The organism is Lysobacter oryzae DSM 21044 (assembly GCF_059568595.1).
Genome location: NZ_JCANTQ010000010.1, coordinates 350,393 through 375,068, shown reverse-complemented (window position 1 = coordinate 375,068; position 24,676 = coordinate 350,393). Strand labels below are relative to the sequence as shown.

The 24,676-nt window shown below is 67.7% G+C and carries 21 protein-coding genes; 12 read left to right on the top strand and 9 right to left on the bottom strand.

The window, feature by feature from the left end:
* The 8 genes from BP05_RS07795 (at position 1) to BP05_RS07760 (ending at position 11,167) form a co-directional block, all read left to right on the top strand.
* Entirely contained in the window at positions 1-1,179 is a 1,179-nt protein-coding gene (locus tag BP05_RS07795; RefSeq protein WP_496362139.1) for a cystathionine gamma-synthase, read from the top strand.
* A 44-nt stretch (positions 1,180-1,223) separates the two neighbouring features.
* The gene (locus tag BP05_RS07790; RefSeq protein WP_496362137.1) at positions 1,224-2,012 is read left to right on the top strand and encodes an ABC transporter permease; all 789 of its coding nucleotides are present in this window, start codon (positions 1,224-1,226) and stop codon (positions 2,010-2,012) included.
* A 14-nt stretch (positions 2,013-2,026) separates the two neighbouring features.
* Positions 2,027-3,421, top strand: a complete 1,395-nt coding sequence (locus tag BP05_RS07785; protein ID WP_496362135.1) for an ABC transporter ATP-binding protein — start codon at positions 2,027-2,029, stop codon at positions 3,419-3,421.
* Positions 3,422-3,431: 10 nt separating this feature from the next.
* Positions 3,432-4,022 carry a methyltransferase domain-containing protein gene (locus BP05_RS07780; RefSeq protein WP_496362133.1) on the top strand — a complete coding sequence of 197 codons (591 nt, stop codon included), beginning with the start codon at positions 3,432-3,434 and terminating at the stop codon, positions 4,020-4,022.
* A complete protein-coding gene (locus tag BP05_RS07775) occupies positions 4,019-5,233 on the top strand; it encodes a class I SAM-dependent methyltransferase (protein WP_496362131.1) in 1,215 nt (404 codons plus the stop codon). The genes BP05_RS07780 and BP05_RS07775 overlap by 4 nt, the downstream gene beginning before the upstream one ends.
* Before the next feature lie 527 nt (positions 5,234-5,760).
* Positions 5,761-7,782: a glycosyltransferase family protein gene (locus BP05_RS07770; protein WP_496362330.1), complete on the top strand. Its 2,022-nt coding sequence runs from the start codon at positions 5,761-5,763 to the stop codon at positions 7,780-7,782.
* Positions 7,779-8,744 (top strand): CgeB family protein, encoded by a 966-nt coding sequence (locus BP05_RS07765; RefSeq protein ID WP_496362129.1) that lies wholly within the window; start codon positions 7,779-7,781, stop codon positions 8,742-8,744. The genes BP05_RS07770 and BP05_RS07765 overlap by 4 nt, the downstream gene beginning before the upstream one ends.
* A gap of 116 nt (positions 8,745-8,860) precedes the next feature.
* Positions 8,861-11,167: a hypothetical protein gene (locus tag BP05_RS07760; RefSeq protein ID WP_496362127.1), complete on the top strand. Its 2,307-nt coding sequence runs from the start codon at positions 8,861-8,863 to the stop codon at positions 11,165-11,167.
* A 26-nt stretch (positions 11,168-11,193) separates the two neighbouring features.
* Here BP05_RS07760 and BP05_RS07755 read toward each other — a convergent pair whose 3' ends face one another.
* Genes BP05_RS07755 through BP05_RS07725 form a run of 7 tightly spaced genes read right to left on the bottom strand, consistent with a single transcriptional unit; the run spans position 11,194 to position 18,028 of the window.
* The gene (locus BP05_RS07755; RefSeq protein WP_496362125.1) at positions 11,194-11,595 is read right to left on the bottom strand and encodes a GtrA family protein; all 402 of its coding nucleotides are present in this window, start codon (positions 11,593-11,595) and stop codon (positions 11,194-11,196) included.
* Positions 11,592-12,884 carry an NAD(P)/FAD-dependent oxidoreductase gene (locus tag BP05_RS07750; RefSeq protein ID WP_496362123.1) on the bottom strand — a complete coding sequence of 431 codons (1,293 nt, stop codon included), beginning with the start codon at positions 12,882-12,884 and terminating at the stop codon, positions 11,592-11,594. Before BP05_RS07750 ends, BP05_RS07755 begins: the two co-directional genes overlap by 4 nt.
* A complete protein-coding gene (locus tag BP05_RS07745) occupies positions 12,881-13,552 on the bottom strand; it encodes a class I SAM-dependent methyltransferase (RefSeq protein WP_496362121.1) in 672 nt (223 codons plus the stop codon). Before BP05_RS07745 ends, BP05_RS07750 begins: the two co-directional genes overlap by 4 nt.
* Before the next feature lie 31 nt (positions 13,553-13,583).
* A complete protein-coding gene (locus tag BP05_RS07740; protein ID WP_496362119.1) occupies positions 13,584-14,528 on the bottom strand; it encodes an NAD-dependent epimerase/dehydratase family protein in 945 nt (314 codons plus the stop codon).
* Between the two features lie 2 nt (positions 14,529-14,530).
* The gene (locus BP05_RS07735) at positions 14,531-15,268 is read right to left on the bottom strand and encodes an SDR family oxidoreductase (RefSeq protein ID WP_496362117.1); all 738 of its coding nucleotides are present in this window, start codon (positions 15,266-15,268) and stop codon (positions 14,531-14,533) included.
* Positions 15,253-16,575 carry an FAD-binding oxidoreductase gene (locus BP05_RS07730; RefSeq protein ID WP_496362115.1) on the bottom strand — a complete coding sequence of 441 codons (1,323 nt, stop codon included), beginning with the start codon at positions 16,573-16,575 and terminating at the stop codon, positions 15,253-15,255. The genes BP05_RS07735 and BP05_RS07730 overlap by 16 nt, the downstream gene beginning before the upstream one ends.
* Before the next feature lie 13 nt (positions 16,576-16,588).
* Positions 16,589-18,028 (bottom strand): UbiA family prenyltransferase, encoded by a 1,440-nt coding sequence (locus BP05_RS07725; protein ID WP_496362113.1) that lies wholly within the window; start codon positions 18,026-18,028, stop codon positions 16,589-16,591.
* Between the two features lie 222 nt (positions 18,029-18,250).
* On the opposite strand from BP05_RS07725, the gene BP05_RS07720 reads away from it, so the two are divergent.
* On the top strand, positions 18,251-18,727 hold the full coding sequence (locus tag BP05_RS07720; RefSeq protein ID WP_496362111.1) for a hypothetical protein: 477 nt from the start codon (positions 18,251-18,253) through the stop codon (positions 18,725-18,727).
* A gap of 196 nt (positions 18,728-18,923) precedes the next feature.
* Complete coding sequence (locus BP05_RS07715) at positions 18,924-19,880, top strand: hypothetical protein (RefSeq protein WP_496362109.1); 957 nt, start codon at positions 18,924-18,926, stop codon at positions 19,878-19,880.
* Between the two features lie 63 nt (positions 19,881-19,943).
* On the opposite strand, the gene BP05_RS07710 is transcribed toward BP05_RS07715, so the two are convergent.
* Both BP05_RS07710 and BP05_RS07705 read right to left on the bottom strand, forming a co-directional pair.
* Entirely contained in the window at positions 19,944-20,882 is a 939-nt protein-coding gene (locus BP05_RS07710; protein WP_496362107.1) for an electron transfer flavoprotein subunit alpha/FixB family protein, read from the bottom strand.
* Positions 20,882-21,628 (bottom strand): electron transfer flavoprotein subunit beta/FixA family protein, encoded by a 747-nt coding sequence (locus BP05_RS07705; RefSeq protein WP_496362105.1) that lies wholly within the window; start codon positions 21,626-21,628, stop codon positions 20,882-20,884. The genes BP05_RS07710 and BP05_RS07705 overlap by 1 nt, the downstream gene beginning before the upstream one ends.
* Positions 21,629-22,004: 376 nt before the next feature.
* Here BP05_RS07705 and BP05_RS07700 point away from each other — a divergent pair, with 376 nt between their 5' ends.
* Both BP05_RS07700 and BP05_RS07695 read left to right on the top strand, forming a co-directional pair.
* The gene (locus BP05_RS07700) at positions 22,005-23,081 is read left to right on the top strand and encodes a hypothetical protein (RefSeq protein WP_496362103.1); all 1,077 of its coding nucleotides are present in this window, start codon (positions 22,005-22,007) and stop codon (positions 23,079-23,081) included.
* 143 nt (positions 23,082-23,224) lie between these two features.
* A complete protein-coding gene (locus BP05_RS07695) occupies positions 23,225-24,637 on the top strand; it encodes a mannose-1-phosphate guanylyltransferase/mannose-6-phosphate isomerase (RefSeq protein ID WP_496362101.1) in 1,413 nt (470 codons plus the stop codon).
* The last annotated feature ends 39 nt before the right edge of the window (positions 24,638-24,676 follow it).

Below are 24,676 nucleotides of genomic sequence, written 5' to 3'. Positions count from 1 at the left end.
ATGAGTGACACACAATCGGACGCAGGCCGGAAGCCCGGCCTAGGCACCCTGGCGATCCACGGCGGACAGTCGCCCGATCCAAGCACCGGCGCAGTGATGCCGCCGATCTACGCGACGTCGACGTACGCCCAGCGCAGTCCCGGCGAGCACCAGGGCTTCGAGTACTCACGCAGCCACAACCCCACCCGCTTCGCCTACGAACGTTGCGTCGCCACGCTTGAGGGCGGTACGCAGGGCTATGCGTTCGCGTCGGGTCTGGCCGCTACCTCCACGGTGCTGGAGATGCTGGACAGCGGCAGCCACGTCATCGCCATGGACGATGTGTACGGCGGCACCTACCGCCTGTTCGAGCGGGTTCGGCGCCGCTCCGCCGGCCTGGATTTCAGCTGGGTCGACCTCAGCGACGCGGCCGCGTTCGAAGCGGCCATCCGGCCGAACACCCGCCTGGTCTGGATCGAAACACCGACCAATCCGCTGCTCAAGCTGGTGGACATCGCGCAGATCGCGGCAATCGCCCGCAAGCGCGGCCTGATCGTGGCGGTCGACAACACGTTCAGTTCGCCGATCCTGCAGCGCCCGCTCGAGTTGGGCGCGCACCTGGTCATGCACTCGGCCACCAAGTACCTCAACGGCCACTCCGACATGGTCGGTGGCATGGTGGTCGTCGGCGACGACGCGGAGATCGCCGAGAAGATGACGTTCCTGCAGAACGCCGTCGGCGGGGTGCAGGGCCCGTTCGACAGCTTCCTCGCGCTGCGCGGCCTGAAGACCTTGCACCTGCGCATGAAGGCGCACTGCGAGAACGCGCAAGCGCTGGCGGAGTGGTTGCAGTCGCATCCGGCGATCGAGAAGGTCATCTATCCCGGATTGGCGTCGCATCCCCAGCGCGAGTTGGCGAAGCGGCAGATGGACGGCCCGGGCGGCATGATCAGCATCTTCGTCAAGGGCGGCCTCGAAGGCGCCCGGCGCATGATGGAACGCTGCCACTACTTCACCATCGCCGAGTCGCTCGGCGGCGTGGAGAGCCTGGTCAACCATCCCGCGATCATGACCCATGCCTCGATTCCCGCCGAACGTCGCGCGCAACTGGGCGTCACCGACAACCTGGTGCGCCTCAGCGTGGGCGTCGAGCAGGTGTCCGACCTGCGCGCCGACCTGGACCGGGCGCTTGCAGGGTAGGCATTGTGAGTCTTGCAATCGGCACTTCAGCATCGCCTACCGCAATGGTCGGAAGCCTGTGGCAGAACCGGCATCTCATCGCGCAGCTCACGCGCCGTGAGGTCATCAGCCGCTACCGCGGGTCGCTGATCGGACTGGCGTGGTCGTTCTTCAACCCGCTGCTGATGCTGGCGGTTTACACGTTCTTCTTCTCGGTGGTGTTCCGCGCGCGCTGGGGCGGTGAGGGCGCGGGCAAGGCGGAGTTCGCGGCGTTCCTTTTCTCGGGGATCATCGTGCACAGCGTGTTCGCCGAATGCATCAACCGCGCGCCCACGCTGATCCTTTCCAACGTCAACTACGTCAAGCGCGTGGTATTCCCGCTCGAGATCCTGCCCTGGGTCGCGATGGGGTCCGCGCTGTTCCATGCCGCCGTAAGCCTGGTGGTCCTGCTGCTGGCCCAAGTAGTGCTCAGCCACCACCTGTCGCTGTCCGCGCTGTACTTCCCGGTCATCATGCTGCCGCTCGTGGTCATGACCATGGGCATCGCCTGGATGCTTGCGGCCGTCGGCGTGTTCGTGCGCGATATCGGCCAGATCACCGCGGTGCTGACCACGGTGCTGATGTTCCTGTCGCCGGTCTTCTACCCGATCAGTTCGATGCCGGAGCAGTACCGCCCCTGGATCAACTCGAATCCGCTCACGTTCATCATCGAGCAATCGCGCAACGTGCTGCTGCTCGGCGGCACGCCCGATTGGCACGGGGTGGCGAAGTATTCGCTCATTGCCGTGGTCGTCGCGGCCGCCGGTTTCTGGATGTTCCAGAAGATGAGGCGCGGTTTCGCGGACGTGCTGTGAGCGGAGCGGCCAGCATGTCCGATGCCCAGGAGGACGCGGCCGAAGCACAGGCCGCGCGCGAGATCGCGATCAGCGTCGACGGCGTCGCCAAGTGCTACCAGATCTACGACAAGCCGCAGGACCGGCTGAAGCAGTCGCTGATGCCGCGCCTGCAGCGCCTGGCGGGGCTGTCCGGGCGGCGTTACTTCCGTGAGTTCTGGGCGCTGCAGGGCATCGACTTCGACGTGCCCAAGGGCGAGACCGTCGGCATCATCGGACGCAACGGCTCGGGCAAGTCGACGCTGTTGCAGATCGTCTGCGGCACGCTCACGCCGACCACGGGCGAGGCGCGCGTCAAGGGGCGCGTGGCCGCGCTGCTGGAGCTGGGGTCGGGTTTCAATCCCGAGTTCACCGGTCGCGAGAACATCTTCCTCAACGCGATGGTGCTGGGCCTGACCCACGAACAGGTCCAGGCGCGTTTCGACAGCATCGCGGCCTTCGCGGACATCGGCGACTTCATCGAGCAGCCGATCAAGACCTATTCCAGCGGCATGGCGGTGCGCCTGGCCTTTGCGGTGATCGCCCACGTGGATGCCGACGTGCTGATCATCGACGAAGCGCTGGCGGTCGGCGATGCGGTGTTCACGCAGAAGTGCATGCGCTACCTGCGCCGCTTCAAGGAAACCGGGACGATCCTGTTCGTCAGCCACGACGTGGGGTCGATCGCCGCGCTCTGCTCGCAGGCGGTGTGGCTGGACCAGGGCAGGATGCGCATGTGCGGCCCCGCGAAGGAAGTCGCCGAGGCCTACACGCAGTATTGCGCCCAGCAGGCGGCCGGCGAAGCGCAGCTCCTGTCGATCCGGGAAGGCAGCGGCGACTCCGCCGCCGCGTCCTACATGCAGGAAGGCGAGACCGAGATCGACTTCTTCGACAACATCATCCACTCGGATGGATGGACGACCGGACAGGCGGAAATTTCCTCCGTATCGCTCGCGCGTGCGGATGGCCGCAACGGCGCGGGCTTCGAAGGCGGTGAGCGGGTCGTGCTCGTGGTGGACGCCGTGGCGCGCGGCGACCTCGCGCGCCCGATCATCGGCTTCCTGGTCAAGGACCGGCTCGGGCAGGCGCTGTTCGGCCACAACACCTACCAGGAACACCAGTCGCCCCGGCCGGTAAAGGCCGGCGAGGCGATGCGCGCGCAGTTCGCTTTCCGCCTGCCGCTGCTGCCCAACGGCGAGTATTCGATCACCGTCGCGCTCGCGGATGGCGATCTCCTCGACCACGTGCAGCACCACTGGATCCACGACGCCGTCGTGCTCGCCGTGCGCTCCACGCGCCATCGCTACGGACTCGTCGGCATTCCCTTTGAATCGATCACGCTGGACGTGATGCAGCCCGCATCGACGACGCCGGCGACGCAGCAACAGTAGAAGGACCCCTGTGCACGCCAGTTCCTACGAACACATGGCCGACCTGGTGCGCAGGCACCTGGACCCGGCACGGCCGCTCGCGGTCGTCGATATCGGCTCCTACGACGTCAACGGTTCGTACCGCACGCTCTTCACCTCACCCGAGTGGCGCTATACCGGGATCGACCTCGAAGCCGGCCCGGGCGTGGACGTCGTCCTGGACAGCCCCTATCGCTACCCGCTCGCTTCCGGCTCGGTCGACCTGGTCGTCTCGGGCCAGGCCTTCGAGCACGTCGAATATTTCTGGCTCTCGTTCCTGGAGATGCTGCGCGTCCTCAAGCCGGGCGGCATGATGTTCCTGATCGCGCCTTCGCGTGGACCGGAGCACCGCTATCCGCAGGATTGCTGGCGCTTCTACCCGGACGGATATCGCGCCCTGGCCAGGTTCGGGCGGTGCGAGCTGGTGGAAATCAGCACCGACTGGGGCCCGCACCCCGATCCCGACAGCGCCCAGTGGGGCGACACCGTCGGCGTGTTCCGCAAGCAGTCGCTGGGCTTGGGCCACCGCATCGCCCAAGGCATCATGAAGCGGGCCCTCGAATTCCAGGCGCGATCGGCGTGACGACCTTCGACCTCAATCGCAGCATGTTCCTGGATCCGCGCGAGCTGCCCGTCAGCGCGTGGACCGGACACATCCCGATGGCGGGCTGGCTGGTGGAGGTCGCGCGCCCCCGGCTGCTGGTCGAGCTGGGTACCCATCTGGGCGCCTCGTACTTCGCCTTCTGCCAGGCGGTCCAGGAGAACGGCCTGGATACGCGCTGCTACGCCGTGGACACCTGGCAGGGCGACGAGCACGCCGGACGCTACGGCGAGGACGTGTTCAACGCGGTGGCGGGCCACCACCGCGAGCACTACGAAGGTTTCTCCAAGCTGATGCGGATGACGTTCGACGAAGCAGCGGGCTACTTCGACGACGGCACCATCGACCTGCTGCACATCGACGGCCTGCACACCTACGAAGCGGTGCGCCACGATTTCGAGACCTGGCTGCCGAAGATGTCGGCGCAGGGCGTCGTCCTGTTCCACGACAGCAACGTGCGCGAGCGCGATTTCGGCGTGTGGAAGCTATGGGCCGAACTGCGTGGCAAGTACCCGTCGTTCGAGTTCTCGCACACGCATGGCCTGGGCGTGCTGCTGGTCGGCAGCGAGCCGCCGCCGGCGTTGCTTTCCTTCGTGCAACAGGCGGCAGGCGATGGTGCGGCGGAGGTCAACACCCTGTTCGAACGCCTGGGGGCGCTGATCGCGACCCGTGACCAGCTCGCCGCGCTCGAGCGCCGTCAGTTCCACCTCGACGGCGACAACGGCCACCTGCGCGGCATCGTGGCCGAGCGCGACGCGGCGTTGGCGGCCCGGGAGGCCGAAATGGCCGAACTGCAGTCGCTGCTGCAAGCGCGCGATGCTGCCGTCGCGGCCGCGCGGGCGGACCTGGAGAACCTGCGTGCGCACGTGGCGCAGGTAGCCGAGGCGGGCAGCCACCATCAGCAGCAGGCGGCGCGGCTGCAGGACGAGGTGCAGGCGCGGGACGAACGCATCGCCGCGCTGGAAGCGGCGTTCCGCGATCGCCTGGCGGAAATGGACCAGCAGCTGGCCCACTCGAGTGCGAGCCTCATGCGCCAGCAGGCCGACGCGACCCGGCTGGAGGGCGACGTGGCGCGGCTCCAGGCCGACCTCGCGACCAGCGAGGCGCGCCTGTCCGAAATCCTCGCGTCCACCAGCTGGCGCATCACCGCGCCGCTGCGGGCGCTGGCGTCGCTGTTCGCTTCGAAGCGCTAGGCCGACTGGATGAATCCCGGGAAGACTTCTAGATGAGCCACTGGCGCGTCCTGCTCCTCGACACCAAGCGGAGCAACCCGAACCACTACATCTGCCTCGCGATCGAGCGCGCCCTGCGGCAGCACCCGCAGGTGGCCCACGTGGTCAAGGCGGACTACCTCTCGGCGATCGAGGAGGCACGCAAGGGCCAGTGCAACCTGCTGCTCGCCTTCGACGGCGAGGAACTGGACCGGAACATCGTTGCGCGCCTCGCCGCGTTGTGCGGAACAAGCGTGGCGTGGGTGACCGAGGATCCCTACGAGCAGCGCACCAACGTTGGCAACCTCGACCTGTTCGACCTGGTCTTCACCAATGACAGCGGCAGCGTCGCCGCGTACGGCGCCAAAGGCCGCCACCTGCCCTTCGCCGCCGACCCGCAACTGCACTATCGCGAGGTGCCTTCGCCCGAGGGCGGCGATTCGCATTACCTGTACGACCTGTTCTTCGCCGGTACCGCATGGCCGAACCGCGTCGCGTTCCTCAAGGAACTGCAGGGCGCCCTGAGCGGGATCAACCTCAAGCTCGCGCTGCCGCATAACCCGCACATCCCCGAGCCGGACCTGGACCTCGCGCCCAGCGCGTACCAGTGGCGCACGCCGAATTCCGAATTCGCCCGCTTCGCCAACCGCAGCCGCGCGGTACTGACGCTGCACCGCGCGTTCTCGTCCTCCGGCAACGATCCGGTTGCGCGCACGCCGGGTCCGCGCCTGTTCGAAGTTGCCCTTGCCGGTGGCGTGCAGTTCATCGACATGTCGATTCCGGAGATCGAGGTCACGCGCTACCTCACCGAGGACGTGGAGTTCATCGGCTTCCGTTCGGCGCAGGAGTGCATCGAGAAGCTGCGCTTCTTCCTGGCCAATCCAGCGGCGCGCATCGCGGTGGCGCAGGCGGCGCAACGGCGCGCGCAGAGCGAACACCTGTACATCCACCGGATCGAGGCGTTGCTGGCGGAAACGGCGGCGTTGCCCGCGCGCGCTGCACGTGGGGCCGAGGCCGCGGACACGCGCCGGCGCCCCAAGGTGCTGTTCGTCACCCACAACATCGCCGGCATCGAGCCCTATGGCGGCGTCGAGGTGTACCAGGACCTGATCCGCCAGTCGCTGAAGGATCGCTACGAATTCCTGTTTTACGTCCCGGACCGCTCGACCTCGCACCTGGGCAGCCGTTGCGTGCTGTACGACGAGAACCTGCGCTACCTGGAAGACCACGAGTTCAGCAACAACGTCACCGACGCCGACCTGGTGTGCGCCGATCGCGAGCGGGCGTTGTCGTCGATCCTGCAGCGGCACGGGATCGATGCCGTGCACTTCCAGCATCTGATCGGGCACACGCCGTCCCTGGCGTACCTGCCGCGCGCGCTGGGCATCCCCAGCGTGCTGAGCCTCCACGACTACTACGGCATCTGCACCCACTTCAACCTGATCGGCTACAAGGGGCGCTACTGCAATATCGCCGCGCTGCCCAAGTCGACGTGCGACATCTGCCTCAACGCGGCCGACGGCATCGCCGCGGGCAGCCAGGCGCGGCGCCGCGCGTTCATCGGCCGTGCGCTCGAGCAGATCGACGTGCTGCACGCGAACACCGCGGGCGTGGCTGCGCTGTTCGGCGCGATCTACCCGCACCTGACCGGCAGCGCGCGCATGCGCGTGTTCGGCGTGCCGATGCCCGGTGGGACCAGGCGCGAGCTGCCTACGCGGCAAGTGGACGCCGGTGGCAAGCTGAAGGTCGCGATCCTCGGCAACTTCACCCGCAACAAGGGCGCGGACGAGCTGATCCATGCCTTCAACCAGATGCGCCACGAGCCGGTGGAGTTCACGATCTTCGGCGCCCTGGAGCCGCCGTACGGATCGATCCTCGAAGCGCTCGCGCTGCCCAACGTGAAGATCCACGGCGCCTACGCCGCCGGCACGCTCGCCGAGAAGCTCGACGGGTTCTCGCTGTCGCTGCACTTCTCGCTGTGGCCGGAAACCTACTGCATCACGCTGTCGGAAGCCTGGCAGGCAGGACTGGTTCCGGTGGTATCGGACATCGGCGCACTGGGCGAACGCGTCAGCCATGGAGTTAACGGTTTCAAGGTGCCTAACGCCGAGGCCGGCGCGCTGGTCGAGCTGCTGCGGACGCTCGCCTACGACCGTGCGCAGATCGAGGAAGCGCGGGCGCGGATCACGCCCGACCTGTACGTCGAAGCGGGCGCGCACATGCAGTGGTTGTCCGGCGTCTACGAGGAGTTGCTCGCGGCCAAGCCGCTGCCGCGGAGAGCCGCGGTACGACCGCAGCCCGTGCCGGGCGAGTCGCTCGCGGATTTCGGCGTGATCGTGAACCACCGCACCTGGTCGCGCGGCAACAGCGGACCGATGCTGGCGACTGGCGGCACCGGTGCGCTGACCGTGGTGAGCACCTCGCTGCTGGGCAAGACCATGGCCTACGTGCGCCAGCATGGCGTGCTGGCGACGGCGCGGCGCATCCTCCAGGAACTGCCCGGCGCCAGGCGCGCGGGGGGCAGGGCATGAGCCAGATGCGCGTGCTGGTCACGGGCGCCTCGCCCGACAACGAGAACCGCAACACCATCCTGCGCAGCTATGTCGCCGAGGGATTCCGCCAGGAGCTCGGCGACGCCGCTGTCACGCACGTTCCGCTCGAGGTCGCGCTGGCGACGGTGCAACGGCAGCGCCCCGACCTGGTCGTGTGCTTCGGCTCGTGCATGCCGGACGACGCTGATTACCTCGAATTGCGCCAGTACTGCGACAAATCGGGCGCGGTCCTCGCGTTCTGGCTGCACGACGATCCGTACGAATTCGACTTCAGCTACCGCATCCGCGGGATCGCCGACCTCGTCTTCAGCAACGACCGTTGGGCCGCGCAGCACTACAACCATCCGCACGCCTACCACCTGCCGCTGGCAGCCAGCCGCGAGGCGCACTGGCGTCCGCTCAACCCGTCCAAGGACATCGGCGTCTTCTTCTGCGGAGTCGCCTTCGCCAACCGGATCCGGCTGGTCAAGGACCTCAAGCCGGTGCTGCAGAAGTTCGACACCCGCATCCTCGGCGACCAGTGGCCAGAGGGCGAGCTGCCGTTCGCCCGCAACCGGCGCCTGTCGAACGACGACCTGTCGCGGCAGTACTCGCGTGCTCTGGTCACCCTCAACATGGGGCGCGACTACCACTACGCCAACGACCGCTACAAGCTCGATCCCTCCACGCCAGGGCCGCGCACGTTCGAGGCGGCGATGGCGGGGACGACCCAGATGTACTTCGTCGAAAGCCTGGAAATCGAGGACTACTACGTGCCGGACAAGGAAATCGTCCTGTACAACTCGGTGGCGGAGTTCGAGCGGAAGCTGCGCGCGCTGATGGATGACGTGCATGTATGCATTGGCGTGGCCGCCGCGGCGCAGGAGCGCACGCTGCGCGACCATACCTATCGCAATCGGGCCGCCAGCATCCTCGCAACCGTTGCCAGTTTCCGCGCATGACCGTCCGCGGATGACGGGGCCGCGGCGGACAGGCGCGCCCGCACGGTAAGCCCGGGTCCAACGGGCTGCGGCCCGTCAACCTGATTACCCAACCCATTACCAGGCACGGCATGCAGATGAATGCGATCTCGATGACGGTGGTTTCCAGCCTGTTCGGCGGTGGCTACCTGCTAGTCGCGGCGGCGTTCGGCGACAAGCTGGCCCGGCTCGCCTGGCGTCACCCGGACGAAGAGCTCCGGGAGCTGCGTGGCGTGGCGGCGCCGATGTTCGGCATCGTGGCGCATGCGCTACTGGCAGCGGTTGCGTTGGCACTGGCCCCCGCGGCCCTGCCGTGGCTGCTATGGCTGATGCTCGCCGTCGTCTGCATCGACCTGCGCGGCACGCGCCGCTATCTCGCCGACAACTGGAAGGCCCTTGGGCTGGCGCTCGGTTACGGCGCCATCTGCTATGCGGTGCTGGTCAGCTATCACGTCGGTGCCGGTCGCGGCGACAACCTGTTCTGGTCGATCTACAACCTGACCGCCGTCACCCCGGGCGATTCGCCGCAGGGCTTGCTGCAGGCCCAATACCTGCTGCACGGCCAGTCCCTGGCCGGGCTGCGCGACTTCTCGCTGTTCGACCGCCCATTCCTCGGCGGACTGGTTTCGCTGGCGGCGCTGGGGTCGGTGGGGGAGTTGCCGGGCAAGGCCTTCAACGACTTCCCGCCGCACCAGGCCTACCTCTACATCGCACTGTGGACCTGGTTGAACGCGACCTTCGCGCTCGCGGTCGCCGCGATCGCGCGCCGCGTCCTTCCGCCCAACCTGCGTCTTCCGGCACTGCTCCTGGTGCTGTGCGCGCCGTTCCTGGTGTTCAACGCAATCGGCGCGTGGCCCAAGCTGCTGGCCGCCTACTTCACCTCGATAGCGGCCCTGCTCGCGCTCGGCGGGCGCTGGCGCTGGGCGGTCGTCGCCAGCGGCGTGGCGTTCCTGACGCACGGTTCGTTCCTGTGGTCGCACCTGTCGCTGGCGGGCCTGCTGGTCATCTACGTCGCGTTGTTCACGCAGCGGCGCGCGCGCTGGCTGGAGGGCGGATTGCTTGCGGCGATCGCGTTCGCATTCCCCGCGCTGTGGTTCCTCGCCGAGCACCATTACGGCAGCGCGACCCCGCTGCGCACCTATTACCTCTACGCGGTACCGGTCAACTATGGCTTGACGCACGACGCCGCCGAGATCGCGCGCCAGTTCTACGCGTCGACGAGTCCCGGCAACCTGGCGCTGCTGCCCTTCATGAACCTGTTGAAGGCGCTGGTCCCCGCGGAGATGCTGAACTGGTTGCTGGCGTTCTCCATGGCCGGACCCGGCACGGACCTGCGCAGGTTGGCGAGCGCGCTGTTCTACACCCAGTTCAACCGGCCGCTGTTCGCGTTGTGCCTGACGGCAGGCGTGGTCGCGATGCTCGGCCTGCGCAGGGGGCTGACGCGCGACTGGAAGCTGGCCCTGGCCGTCGCCGCGTTCTTCCTGCTGCCGCTGTTGCCGGGCTTGGGGCTGTATCGGCGGGACGACCACTTCATTACCCCGACCATGCTGTTCGCAGTCATCCCGCTGCTGCTTGCCTTCTTCAATGGATTGGCGGAACTGTCGAGGCGGACGCTGACGATCGTGGCCACGCTGATGATGGCCGAGTACCTGCTCCTCTACTGGTCGCGGTATCCGGAAGTGCGCTACCAGTCGGACTTCTACGAGTACTACCTGTGGCTGTGCGTGGCGCTGCTCGCGTGCGCGTTCGTGGTCGTGGTCCGGCTACTGGCGCGACAGCCTCAGGCCGCGCCGGCCGCCCCCGCGCGGCCCTTCGCCGCGGCCGGCATCCGCGGGGTCCGCATGACCCCGGCCCGTGTGGCCGGCGCAGCGCTCGCGGTCGTGGTGCTGGGGGGGCTGTGCAGTCCGTTGCTGGTGCGTAGCGCCATCGGCGATGGCGGCTTCGCACGCCATGGCTGGAACATCGACCTCTCGCGCTGGCCAGACCTGCAGGCGCGACGCGATGGCCAGGCGCTGCTGCATACCAACATGCGCGTCAACGAAAATGGCGTCGAACATGCGGAGACCTGGATCAACTCCGGCCAGGGGCTGACGTTCCGCAACGTGCCGACGAGCGATGTCGCGAACTTCAGCGTGCTCGCGCGCGTGCACCCGGCCTGGAACGCCGGGGCGCCGCTGCCGCCGATCGTGTTTCGCGTGTCGGTCGTGGCCAACGGCGAGCAGCGCGTCGCCGAAGTGAAGGTCGACGGGGCTCGCGAACAGGCAGGCGAGTGGCAGCGGATCGAGGTCCCGCTGTCACCATTCTCCGGACGTGCCGTCGATATCCAGATGGAGCCGATCGCGCAGCAGCCGGGCGTCTGGACGCTGTGGCGGGACCCGGCCGTCACCCCCAAGCCGCAGGGATAAGGCCACCGGCCCGCAGGCGCGCGGGATCAGCGCGATTCGCTGCTGCGGCGGAAGGTGAGGCGGTTGTGCGCGATGTAGCTGGTCAGGGCCGGGGCGGCCACGCCCACCACGTGCGCCCACGTCTCGGCGGCAGGGACGCCCAGCGGCGGCAGCACCCAGCGCGCCAGCACCAGGCTGATCGCCGCCGTCTGCAGCAACGCGAACAGGTTCACCAGCACGAACCACGCCGCCTGCGCATGCACCTGTCCGCGACGGTCGCGGAAGACGACCAGGCGGTTGAGCGTGAACGCGGTGCCCAGGCCGACGAAGAACGCCAGCACGATCGATGGCAGATAGGGCATCCACTGCCCGAACAGGATGCGCGCGCCGACGTTGGCGGCGGCCGCGAAGCCGCTCACCAGCAGGAACAGCAGGAATCGCCTGCTCATGCGGCCGGCTGCATCGCCGTCCTGGCGAGGGTGCGGCCAACGGCCAGGCTTTCGGAGATCGACCGGTCTTCGGGGTAGTAGTACGACGTGTCGGCCATGTACAACCCGTGCAGCGGCGTGCGCATGGGCGGCAGCAAGTCGTAGAAGCCGGGCGGGCAGATGGTCTGGGCGAAATCGTAGCGGTGGCAATGCTGCGCCAGCACCCACTCCGGCTTGAACGCCGGGTTGATGCGCGGCAGGTAGCCGATCACTTCCGCGATCAGCTCCTCGTTGGACTGCGCCCACTTCGGATGCGTCTTGGGCATGTAGAACGGCGCATACACGATGGTTTCGCGCGATTCCGGGTTGAGGTTGGAATACTCGATGAGGCCCGGGATCGCGATGCCGTCGTCGCTGATGTTGAGCCAGAAGTTCTCCGTGAGCTGCCGGTCGAGCTTGAGGATCACGCAGGCGACCGGAATGTTCTTGATCGCATCGATCCTGGCGCGGAAGTCGGCAGGCAGCTGCGGCGCGAACCGCGGCACGTACTGGATCGGCGCCGTAGACAGCACCGCGTCGGCGTCGAACCGTTCGCCGCCGGCGATCACGCCGGTGACCTTGCCGTTCTCGGAAAGCACCTCGTCGATGCCCTTGCGCAGGTGGATGCGGCCGCCGTGCTGCAGGATGAACTTCTCCATTTCGGCCAGCAGGGTTTCCGAGCCGCCCTGCAGGTAGCCGAGCGCCTCTTCCATCAGGCTCTTGCGCGACAGCGCGATGCGCTTGATCCGGGTGCCGATCCACGCCGCCGACAGGTTGTCGGTGTATTCGAAGAACTTGAGCGCGAACGCGCGGCGCCAGAGCACGTCGTAGCAGCGTTCGCCCAGCCAGCGACGCAGCCAGGCCGTCGCATTGACGCGGTCGAGGCGGCTCCAGTCGCTGACGCGCTTGGTCGCGAGCACGTGCAGGGCGTAACGGATCTTGCTGACGATGCCGAGCTTGGGAAAGCTGAGCAGCGCCAGCGGCGTGCCCCACTTGTAGAGCCGGCCGTCGTAGTAGTAGCCCATCTTGGTGGCGGTCCACTTCAGCTTGTCCGTCAGGCCGAGCTGTTCGAGCAGTTCGAACAGCGGGTAGTCGGTCTTGCAGATGAAATGGTAATAGCGCTCGATCGCCAGGCCGTCGAAGTCGAAGCTGGCCGACATGCCGCCGATGCGGTCGTCGCGTTCGTAGATGTCGACGCTGTGTCCGTTGCGCAGCAGTTCCATCGCGGACATCAGCCCCATCGGGCCGGCGCCGAGAACGACGTACTTCATGCCTTCGTACCCACGACCAGCGCCTGCTTGCCGAGGAAATTCCACGCGAACGGAACCTTGAGGTACAGCGACACCAGCGCCGGCGACTTCGGCAGGCGGCTCTTGGTGGTGTAGGGAAGGAAGCGCGGAATGCAGGTGGTCACCGCGAAGCCGGCCAGGTTGACGGCCTCGGCGAGGCTGCGGTCGGTGAGCGGCGTGTGGTGGTCGAAGAAGTCCCAGTACTCGCCCGGGAGGAAGCGGATGTTCGGCTGCAGCACGATGACCCGGCCGCCGCTGCGCAGGATGCGGTGGCATTCCTGCAGCGTGCTCAGGACCAGGTCCTTGCTCGGCAGGTGTTCGAGGAAATTGCTCATGAACACGCAGTCGGTGCTGGCGTCCGGCAGCGACGCGATCTGCGTGCACGATTCGTTGATCACCCGCACGCCGGGCGCCGCGCGCTTGGCGACATCCGGGTTGAGGTCGACGGCGATCTTTTCGGCGCAGTCGATGTGGTTGATGAATTCGCAGTAGCCGGCGCCGATGTCGACCACGGTATCGGTGGCCTTCACGTAGCGCGAGAAGAAATCGCGGCACAGGACCTGCCAGATCCGATCCTTTTCGGCCTGCGCGCTGGCATCGAAGCGCGATTCGTACAAATTCTTCAGAAGGGTCGATTCATTGGTCTGCATGTTCGTTCCTGTCCGGACAAGTCCGGGCGCCTCAGCGCTTGAGCACTACGTTGGAATATCTGGCGTCAGTGTAGCTTTCCCGCACGGCCTGCTCGAACGGCGTCTGGCGGACGCCGAAGACTTCCCAGGTGTCCACGCCCTTGAAGTCGTCGCCCGCCGATAGCGCCTTGAGCTGGTCGGCGGTGAACGGCGGCTTCGCGCTGAACAAGGCGTAGGTCCGCAGCAGGAACGCGAAGAAACCGATCGGGATGTGCACGATCCACGTGCGCAGTCCCTTGACCCGCTTGATCGTGCGGATGATGTCGACGTAGTCGATGCGCGTGTCGCCGACCACGTCGTAGACCACGCCGTCGGGCTCGCGCTCGATGCAGCGCACGATGCAGCGGCAGAAGTCGCGCTCGTACAGCGGCTGGCGCATGAACCGGCCGTCGCCGGGAATGGGAAACACCGGCGTGCGGGCCATGAAGCGCGACAGCCAGCCCAGGTGCTTGGGGTCGAACCAGCCGAACATCAGCGTCGGGCGCAGCACGCAATGGCGCAGGCCGCTCTCCACGACCAGGGCCTCCTGCGCCTTCTTGGTGTTGGTGTAGTCGTCGCTGGCGACCGAATTCACCACCGACGAGCTGATGTGCACCAGGTAGGGGACGCCGTGGCGGCGGCAGGCATCGAGTACCCGGCGCGAGGCGTCGATGTTGTTGCGGGTGAACAGCTCGGTGTACTTGCCGGTGATCTGCGCGTGCAGCTGCACCACGCAGGACGCGCCGGCGAAGGCCTGTTCCCAGTCGCCGGGTTCGGCGAGGTCGGCTTCGATGCGCTCGACGTCGGGATGCAGGCGCCCGAGGATGGCCAGGTTGTGGGCGTGCTTGTCGATCGCGACGAGACGGGTGTAGCCCTGGGCCTTGAGCTCGACGATCAGGTTCTGGCCCACCAGCCCGGCGGCGCCGGTGAGGACGATCTTGCGGTTCTTGTCGGGCATGGTCACAGCGAGATGCGGCGGAATACGAATTCGGGAATCGAGCGGATGACTAGCATGATCGGCGACCAGAACCAGGGCAGGTAGGCGACCGAGCGGCGGCGATCGACCGCGCGCACGATGCCGCGCGCGATCTGCGCCGGCGTGGCCCACAGCGCGCCCTTCTTGAATGCCTTCGTCATCGGGGTGTCGACGAAGCCCGGCTTGATCGTCAGCACGTTCACGCCGCTGGCGTTGAGGCGCTGGCGCAGGCCGCTGAGATACGCGCTCACCGCGGCCTTGGCGCTGCCGTACAGGTAGTTGCTGGCGCGGCCGCGATCGCCCGCCACCGAGGAAATCACCGCCAGCGTGCCGGCGCCCTGCGCGCGCAGGCGCCGCGCGATCGCCCCGCACAGCGCGATGGTGGCCGTGCCATTGGTGGCGAACTCGCGCATCGCCAGCGCATCGGAGGCCTCGCACTCGGCCTGGTTGGGCAGGGTGCCGTGGGCGAGCAGGGCGACATCGACGCCGCCCATCGCGTGCACGGCGGCGTCCAGCAGCGCTTCGTGCCGGGCGAGGTCGTTGACGTCGAGCGCGAACGTGCCGGTCGACGTCGCGCCGCGGACGCCGAGGTCGGCCGCGATGGACTCCAGCCGCACGGCGTCGCGCGCGGCGAGGAACAAGGCGGCGCCACGCGCGGCGTACAGGCGCGCGGTCGCTTCGGCAATTGCCGAGGTCGCGCCGACGATCAGGATTCGTTGCATGGGTTCTCCATCACCCGGCGCCAGAAGCCGGAAGAAAAGCGGGGATCGACGAAGTCGGCGAAACGTTCCCAGTTCGGGAATGCGCGGCGGAAACTCGCGCCGCCAAGGCGCGCATCCTTGGCCGGATAGACCGCGCCGTCGGCGGCATCGACGATCCGGTCGAGCCGGTCGAGCAGCGCGAACACGGCTGCGCCGTCATTGGGAAAGTCCAGCGCCAGCGTGGTGCCGGGGCGCGGGAACGACAGCATCCCGAGCGATTCGCGCGTGCCGAATTCCTTCAGCACCGCCAGGAACGAGCCGCTGCCACTGGCCGCGATCTCGCGCATGAGCGCCGCGATGCCGTCGCGCGCCGCTGCCGGCGGCAGCACGCACTGGTACTGCAGGAAGCCGCGCGGGCCGTACATGCGGTTCCAGTTGCGGATGCCGTCGAGCGGATAGAAATAAGGTGCGTAGTGCACGGTGTCTCGCCGCGCCGCCGCGCGCTGGCGCCGGTAGTAGAGCGCGTTGAACGGGCGCAGGGTGAGCCGGTTCACCAGCGAGAACGGCGGCGTGAATGGCATGGCCCAGCGCTCGCGCGGCGCCTCGGGCCGGCGTTCGGGGCGGGCCGGCGCGTGGTTGGCGCGCATGAACAGACCGCGCCCCAGCGAAGCGCCGCGCGCCAGGCAGTCGATCCACGCGACCGTGTACTCGTGGTCGGCCGCGGACGCGCGCGACAGCGCGAAGAACTCGTCGAGCGAGCCGAAGCGCAGCGTTTCGGTTTCCATCCACGGCCCGTGGATGCGCCTGAGCCGGAGCTGTGCCCAGGTGATCACGCCGGTCAGGCCGAGGCCGCCGACGGTGGCTGCGAACAGGCCATGCGCGTCGCCCGGCATGCACAGGACGCGGGCGCCGTCGCTGCGCAGGAGTTCGAACTGCTCGACGTGGTGGCCGAACGTGCCGGCGGAGTGGTGGTTCTTGCCGTGCACGTCGTTCGCGATCGCACCGCCGACGGTGACGTGGCGCGTGCCGGGCGACACCGGCAGGAACCAGCCCTGCGGCACGACCTGGTCGAGGATCTCCCCCAGCAGCACGCCGGCCTCGCAGCGCAGCACGCCGGTCGCGGCATCGAAGGCGATGAAGCGATCCATCCCGCGGGTCCGCAGCAGCGCGCCGTTCGGGTTGAGGCAGCTGTCGCCGTAGCTGCGGCCGTTGCCGTGCGGCAAGGCGGTGCCGTCGAAGGCGGGCAGCGACGCATGCCGGTCCGTCATCGCGTGGACGACGTGGTCGGCGCGCGGATAGCGCCCCCAGGACTGGCCGATCGCTGCCATCAGTGCGATGCCATCAGATCGCGCTGGCCACGACCACGCCCGACACCAGCAGCAACGCCTGGCTGGCGCGATCGGTTACCGCGAAGACGACCGGGTCGTCGTCCATGCCGCCGCGATGGGCGATCACCCACACGCGGCTCACCCAGTACAGCAGGATCGGGCACAGCAGCCACAGGATCTGCGGATGACGATAGAGCGCGAGGCTCTCCGGGCTGTTGATGTACAGCGCGAGCACCAGCACGGCGAGGTAGCCGGCGGAGCCGCCGAGCGATTGCAGCAGCGGCAGGTCCTCGACGCTGTAGCCGCGGCCGCTGGCGACGGTCCGGCCATCGGCAAGCATCACGCTCAGTTCCGCGTAGCGCTTGAGCAGCGCCAGGCTCAGGAACAGGAACATCGAGAACGCCAGGATCCAGAACGAGAGCACCGAACCCAGGGCCACCGCGCCACCGATGATGCGCACGGTGTACAGCGCTGCCAGCAGGACCACGTCGACCATCACGACGCGCTTCAGGCGCAGCGAATACGCCAGCGTCATGCAGTAGTAGCCCAGCAGCAGCACCATGAACATCGGGTTCACGGCATAGGCGACCGCCAGGCCCGCGAGCGTGAGCAGGGGCGCGGCGATCATGCCGTGCAGCAGGGGCAGCGCGCCCGAGGCGAACGGGCGCAGGCGCTTGCGCGGATGCTGCCGGTCGGCGGCGAGGTCGAGCAGGTCGTTGAGCAGGTACACGCCGGATGCGCACAGCCCGAACGCGAGGAACGCCAGCGCGGAGTGGGTCGCGGCCGGGATGTCCAGCAAGCGGTGCGACGCGAGCAGCGGCAGGAACACCAGCAGGTTCTTCAGCCACTGGTGGATGCGCACGGCCTTGATCCAGCGGCGGGCGGAACCGGCTTGCGGCGGCAGATGCCCGGCCACTTCGCATTCCGCGGCGGCAAGGGTGGCCAGCCGGTTGGGGGCGTTGACGACCCAGGCGCGGCGCGCGCGGCGCCATACCGCAAGATCGACCCGGCCGTTGCCCGCGTAATCGAAACCACGCTCGCCGAAACGGCCGGCCAATGCATCGGCCTTGCGCGATCCGGACAGATTGGTCTGCCCATCGCTGGCCAGGACCATGTCGAAGACGCCGAGGTGGTCGGACACCGCCTGCGCCAGGCGCATGTCGCTGGCGGTGCACAGCACGCGCACGCGGTCGCTGGCCTCGCGCAACTGCGCGACCACGCGTTCGTCGTAGGGCAAGTGACGGGGATCGAGTTCCACCCGCGCCGAGATCTCGCGCTTCAGGGCGGCCTTGCCACGCAGCAGCCACCAGGGCAGGGCGAAAACGTACAGCGGGTTGTGCGAAAGCAGGACCAGCACCGACTCCAGCAGGAGGTCGCTCTTGAGCAGGGTCCCGTCGAGGTCGACGCAGAGCGGCATCTCGCGGCCCGGCAACGGGTTCGCTGGTTGTTCCATGCTTCCTCACTGATGGGCGCCGGTTCCAGCGAACCGGCCGGCGATTATAGCGAGCGACCCCATTTCCCCATGGCCTGCCGCGGCGTTTGGCCGGGCCTGTAGCACCATTCCGCTGCCGGGCAGGCTAACATCGCCATCCCGACACCGCGGGCCCAACAGGCACGCGATGGACGGTGGATTACGGAGCCAGGGGATCTCGTGAATCGTTGGATGTCGTGTGTGGTGGCCAGCCTGCTGGTGGCCGCCTGCAATGGGGAATCGCGGCAGGGATCGGTCCCTGCGGACGCCAGGCCGGCGGAGCTGAAGGGCACGGTGGAATCGCCGCTGGGGTCCATGTGCTTCGTCGAAAAGGTGAACCACAAGGCCATCCGCTCGCGGCCGGTGCTGAAGGCTGGCCAGGCGGGCGTGTTCGTGGGCTGGGCCAGCGTCGCCAACCAGGACGAGCCCGCGCCACGACTGGTGCACGTAGTGTTGAGGCCGCGCTCCGCCGCAGGCACCAGCGCCAGCGACGTGTATCTGCCGATGGGCCGGATGCCGCGTCCTGAACTGGCCAACGGCGACGAACGCCGGGAACTGGTGGGTTTCGAGGGGGAAGCCAACCTGCCTGCGGCCGGGTCCTACGATGTACTGGTTTCGCAATCGAATGGCCGGTGGCAGACGATCTGCCGCACGCGCATGGTGCTTGAAATCGCCCAGTAACGGCCTGGCCGTACGGGACTACTTTGCTGTCTTTGATCAGAACGAACCGCCAAGGGGAACAATGATGAAACGTGCCGTGTTGTGGGCAGCCCTCGCTGCCGCTGTTGCAATTTCCTCCGGGACCGCCAGTGCAGAGGGCGCCCGCACGACGCGACCCGCGCAGGCGGGGACCCTGTCGCCGAAGCAGCGCGGTGAAATGGCGCATGCGTTCGTCATGCGCTGGGGCACCTACGTGCAGCGCGCGTACGGCCTCGACGTCAATTCCTGGTCCAAGCGCATGGTCACGACCTTCGTCCATGCCGACCCGACCAACTTCAAGCGCGCGCTGAAGCGTTCGACGCTGGAAGGCGCCATGGCGGAACTGGATGGCCATGGCAGGAACCTGAGCGACACCCAGGTCATCAACACCCTGGCCGCACAGCCGGCCAACGCGCAGATCACCCCGGCTTCGGCGCTGGACGGCGTCGAAGACCTCGTCTTCACCCCAGTCGATCCGTGCCGCATCGTCGACACCCGCAATACCGGCGCGGGCGCCATCGCCGGCGGCACCAGCCGCGGCTTCTACGCATGGGGTTTCCCGGACTTCAGCTTCCAGGGCGGATCCGCCACCGATTGCGGCGGTCTCTCCCAGCAGGCTCCGCAGGCCATCGTCGTGAACGTCACCGTGGTGTCCCCGGCGGCGCTGGGCTACGCGACGTTGTATCCGGCCAACGCCGCGCAGGTGCCGACTGCGGCCACGCTGATCTACCCCAGCGCGGGCGCGATCATCAGCAACAGCGCCACGGTCACGCTCGGCACCATCGACAACGACGACTTCCGCATCTTCAGCGAGAAGAACGCGCAGTACGTCGTCGACATCGTCGGCTACTACGACTTCCCCTACGCGATGGAGCTGGACTGCTCGAACCAGGCCGCCTCGTGGGTGGTCAACGGCTCGGCCACGTTCAACAACACCCTGGCATGCGAAGCAGGCTTCACCCTGACCGGCGCGGGCTGCAGCACCACTGGTTTCAACGACGCGTCCTGGGCGGTCAACGGCCTTTTCACCAACGCGGGCGGCCAGGTCGAAGCGGGCTGCGCTGGCACGAACCTGACGGCCTCGCAGATCACGGTCAAGGGTACGGCGCAGTGCTGCCGCATCCCGGGTCGCTGAGCGGATCGCGAAGCAAAAGAAAAGCCGGCGCAAGCCGGCTTTTTCTTTGGCGCGAGGCGGGGGTTACAGCGCCTTCTGCAGTTCCGGCAGCAGCGTGAACAGATCGCCGACCAGGCCGATGTCCGCGATCTCGAAGATCGGCGCGTCGCCGTCCTTGTTGATCGCAACGATGGTGCCCGCATCCTTGATGCCGGTCAGGTGCTGGATCGCGCCGGAAATGCCCACCGCAACGTAGAGCTCCGGCGCGATGATCTTGCCGGTCTGGCCGACCTGCAGTTCGTTCGGCACGTAGCCCGCGTCGACCGCGGCGCGCGAGGCGCCCACGGCGGCGCCGAGCTTGTCGGCGAGTTCGTAGATGATCCTGAAGTTCTCCGCCGAGCCGACGCCGCGTCCGCCCGAAACCACTCGCCGCGCGCTCTGCAGGTCCGGACGGTCCGACTTGCCGGCGGCAAGCCCGACGTAGCGCGTATGCGTCGGCAGCGCCGCATCGACGCTGATCGATTCGACCGCCGCGGAGCCGCCGCGCGCCGCTTCCGGCCACGACGCCGTGCGCACGGTGGCGACCACGGCGTGGTCCTTCGGCGCCTCGACCGTGACGATCGCGTTGCCGGCGTAGATCGGGCGCTTGAACGTGTGGCTGCCTTCCACCGCCATCACGTCGGAGACCTGGGCGACGCCCAGCAACGCGGCAACGCACGGCATCAGGTCCTTGCCGAACGTGGTCGACGGGCCGAACACGTGCGAGTAGCCAGCGGCGGCCTTGGCGACCTGCGGCGCGAGCACCTGCGCGATGGCGTTTGCGTTCGCCGCGTTGGCGATGGTCAGCACCTTCGACACGCCGGCGATCTGCGCGGCTTCCGCGGCAATGTCGGCGGGGTCGGCGGCGAGCACGAGGATGTCGATGGTCTCGGGCTTGAGCGCCTGCGCGGCGGACACGCACTTGGCCGTTGCGGCGTTGAGCTTGCCGTCCAGGTGTTCGGCGACGATGAGTACCTTGCTCATTACAGCAACCCCTTGGCCTTGAGTGCGGCGACCAGTTCGGCCGCGTCCTTCACCATCACGCCCTTGCTGCGCTTGCTCGGCGCGGCGTAATGCGTGGTCTTGAGCGTGTCGCCGGTGTCGACGCCGAGGTCGGCGAAGGCGATCGATTCCAGCGGCTTGCTCTTGGCCTTCATGATGTCCGGCAGCTTGATGAAGCGCGGCTCGTTGAGGCGCAGGTCGGTGGTGATGACCGCCGGCAGGTCCACTTCCAGGGTTTCGAGCCCGGCGTCGACTTCGCGCGTCACCGTGGCCTTGCCGCCGGCAACGTCCAGCTTCGAAGCGAATGTGGCCTGCGGGCGGCCCCACAGCGTGGCCAGCATCTGGCCGGTCTGGTTGGCGTCGTCATCGATGGCCTGCTTGCCGAGGATGACCAGGTCCGGCTGCTCCTTCTCAATCAGCTTGAGCAGGGTGCGCGCCGCGGTGAGCGGCTGGATCGGCTGGTCGCTGACCACGTGGATCGCGCGATTGGCGCCCATCGCCAGGCCGTTGCGCAGGTGCGCCTGGGCGTCCGCCGGGGCGATCGTGGCGACCACGACTTCGGTGGCGATGCCCTTGTCGCGCAGGCGCAGCGCTTCCTCGAGCGCGATTTCGTCGAACGGATTGGCCGACAGCTTGACGCCGTCGGTGACCACGCCGGAACCGTCCGGCTTGACCTGGATGCGGACGTTGTAGTCCACCACGCGCTTGTAGCCGACGAGGATCTTCATCGGATGGGGGTCCTGTGAAAGATTGCTGGGCCGCGCTGCGGCCGAGGGGCTGCAATTCTAGCGGAGCGGGCTGTCCGGTGCAGGGCGAGGGCCGCGCCGACGGCAGGCGGCCACTCATGGCACTCGCCGCCCTGCATCGCCTCCCGTGCCGCGGGAGAGCGCATCGATGGCACGCGCAGTGCGCGACGCCCCGGCCCTCGGCACGGCGCGGGCGGCCGCGCGGCGAGGGCGAACCGGGCGGGCTCGCTTGGGGCCGCGTGGGCGGCAATCTTCACGCTGTCCTCATTCGAACTGGAACGGCGTTACTGACTTGGGCGGAACGAGATTCCGCCTACGTGCTCAGGCACGTCCAATCCATAAGTTTCTGGGGAAAAGGATGAAAGCCAATTTGAAACTGAGCTGCGCCATCGCGGCTGCAATGCTGCTGTGCGCGGGCGCCAGCAATGCGCAGGAAGCGGATACCGTACGTGCTGCCAAGTCGCAGAAGATGACGCTCGCGCCCAGCGAGCGCGGACAGCTGGCCGGGCAGTTCGTGCGCAAGTGGGGCAACTATGTGAGCCAGGTTTACGGCGTCGATGTGCGTGCCTGGTCGCAGCGGATGGTGTCGACGTTCGTGCACGCCGATGCGGTGAATTTCCAGAACGCGATGAAGCGCTCCACCTATGAAGGTGCGCTGGCCACGCTCGATGGCGGCGGCCACAAGCTGAGCGACGACAAGGTGATCACCGCCTTGGCGCAGTCCAGCACCGGCACCGTCACCCCGGCGGCGCTGGGCGAGACCACGCAGGACCTGGTCTACACCGCCGTCGAGCCATGCCGCATCGTGGACACGCGCACGACCGGCGCCGGCGCAATCCCGGCCGGAACCAACCGCGGTTTCTACGCCTGGGGCTTCGCCAACTTCACCGCCCAGGGCGGCTCGGCCACCGATTGCGGACTGAATGGACAGAGTCCGGAAGTGATCGTGGTCAACCTCACCGCCGTCGCCCCGCCGCAACAGGGCTACGCCACGATGTACCCGGCCAGCGCCCTCAGCCAGCCGCTCGCGGCCAGCCTCGTGTACGGCGCCGGCGACGTCCTCAGCAACGCCGTCACGGTGAAGCTCGGTGCGTCCGGCCTGCTCGACTTCCGCATCTTCAGCGAGCGCACCGCGCACTACGTCGTCGACATCGTCGGCTTCTACGACGCGCCGCACGCAACGCCGGTCGAATGCCAGACGGTGACGGTCGACATCGCCATGGCGGCGGGGTCCACGGGGTCGGCCACGGCCACGTGCCCGACCGGCTTCACGGTCACCGGAGGCGGCTGCAACAGCGCCGGGTTCACCGCGGCCGACGGCATGATCAACGCCTTCCCGTACAACAACGGCTATTTCTGCCGCACCGCCAACAGCGGTGGCGTTGCGCGTACGGGCACGGCCTACGCCACCTGCTGTCGCGTGCCCGGGCGCTGATCCGGCAGGCTGCATCGCAGGGCAGGATGGGCGCGGATCTCGCGCCCATCCTCTTTTCGGGACGATGAAACTGGCTTCGCAGCGCGGCGGGCGAGGGGGAATAATTCCTGTACCCTTCGGCGCGCCCCACCAGTGGAGTCAGCATGCTTCGCCCCGTAATCCTCAGTGGCGGAAGCGGAACGCGGTTGTGGCCGCTTTCGCGACAGAACCAGCCCAAGCAGTTCCTGGCGCTGGTGGGCGACCACTCGCTGTTCCAGGAGACCGTGCTGCGCGCCAGCCGGCTGCCCGGCGTACAGGCGCCGGTGACCGTATGCAGCGACGATCACCGCTTCATGGTCGGCGAGCAGCTGCAGGAAATCGGCGTCTCCAGCGGCGGCATCCTGCTCGAACCGATGGCGCGCAACACCGCGCCGGCGATCGCGCTGGCGGCGCAGCACGTCGCTGCGGCGGATCCGGACGCGCTGATGCTGGTGATGCCGGCCGACCACCTGATCGAGAACGAGGCGGCGTTCCGCGACGCGGTTGCGACCGCACGCGAGCTCGCCGATGCGGGCTGGCTCGTCACCTTCGGCATCCGTCCGGACTACGCCGAAACCGGCTACGGCTACATCCTGCGCGGCGAAAAGCTCGGCGATGGCGGCTTCCAGGTCGAACGCTTCGTCGAGAAGCCGGACCTGGCGACCGCCGAGCGTTACGTCGCCGAAGGCACCTACGCGTGGAACTCCGGCATGTTCCTGTTCCGCGCCAGCCGCTACCTGGAGGAGCTGGAACGGCATGCGCCCGGCATTGCCGCTGCGGCGCGGGCGGCGTACGCACGCGCGCGCTCGGACCTCGATTTCATGCGCGTGGATGGCGACGCTTTCGCCGCCAGTCCCAGCGATTCGATCGACTATGCGGTGATGGAGAAGACCGATCGCGCGGCGGTGGTGCCGGTGAGTTGCGGCTGGAGCGACATCGGTTCGTGGTCGTCGCTGTGGTCGGTGGCCGAGCGCGACGCGGACGGTAACCGCCACGAAGGCGACGTGATTTCGGTGGACACCAAGGGCAGCCTGGTCCGTGCCTCGGAACGGCGCATGATCGCAACGCTGGGCGTCGAGGATCTCGTCGTCATCGACACGGCCGACGCGACGCTGGTGGCGCGCAAGGACCGCGTGCAGGACGTCAAGACGATCGTCGATGCGCTCAAGGCGGCCGGACGGACCGAGCATCTGTTCCATCGCAAGGTGTACCGGCCGTGGGGCAGTTACGACTCGATCGGCGTGGGCGAGCGGTTCCAGGTCAAGCGCATCGTGGTCAAGCCGGGCGCGGCGCTGAGCCTGCAGAAGCACGCGCAGCGCGCCGAGCACTGGATCGTGGTCTCGGGCGTGGCCGAGGTCACCTGCGACGACCGGGTATTCGACCTGCACGAGAACCAGAGCACCTACATCCCGCTCGGCAGCGTGCACCGCCTGCGCAACCGCGGCAGCGAACCGGTCGAGCTGATCGAGGTGCAGTCGGGTACCTATCTCGGCGAGGACGACATCGTCCGGCTCGAGGACGTCTACGGGCGCTCCTGATCGGTCCGCGACGCGGGCCATGCCCGAAAGTACGGTATG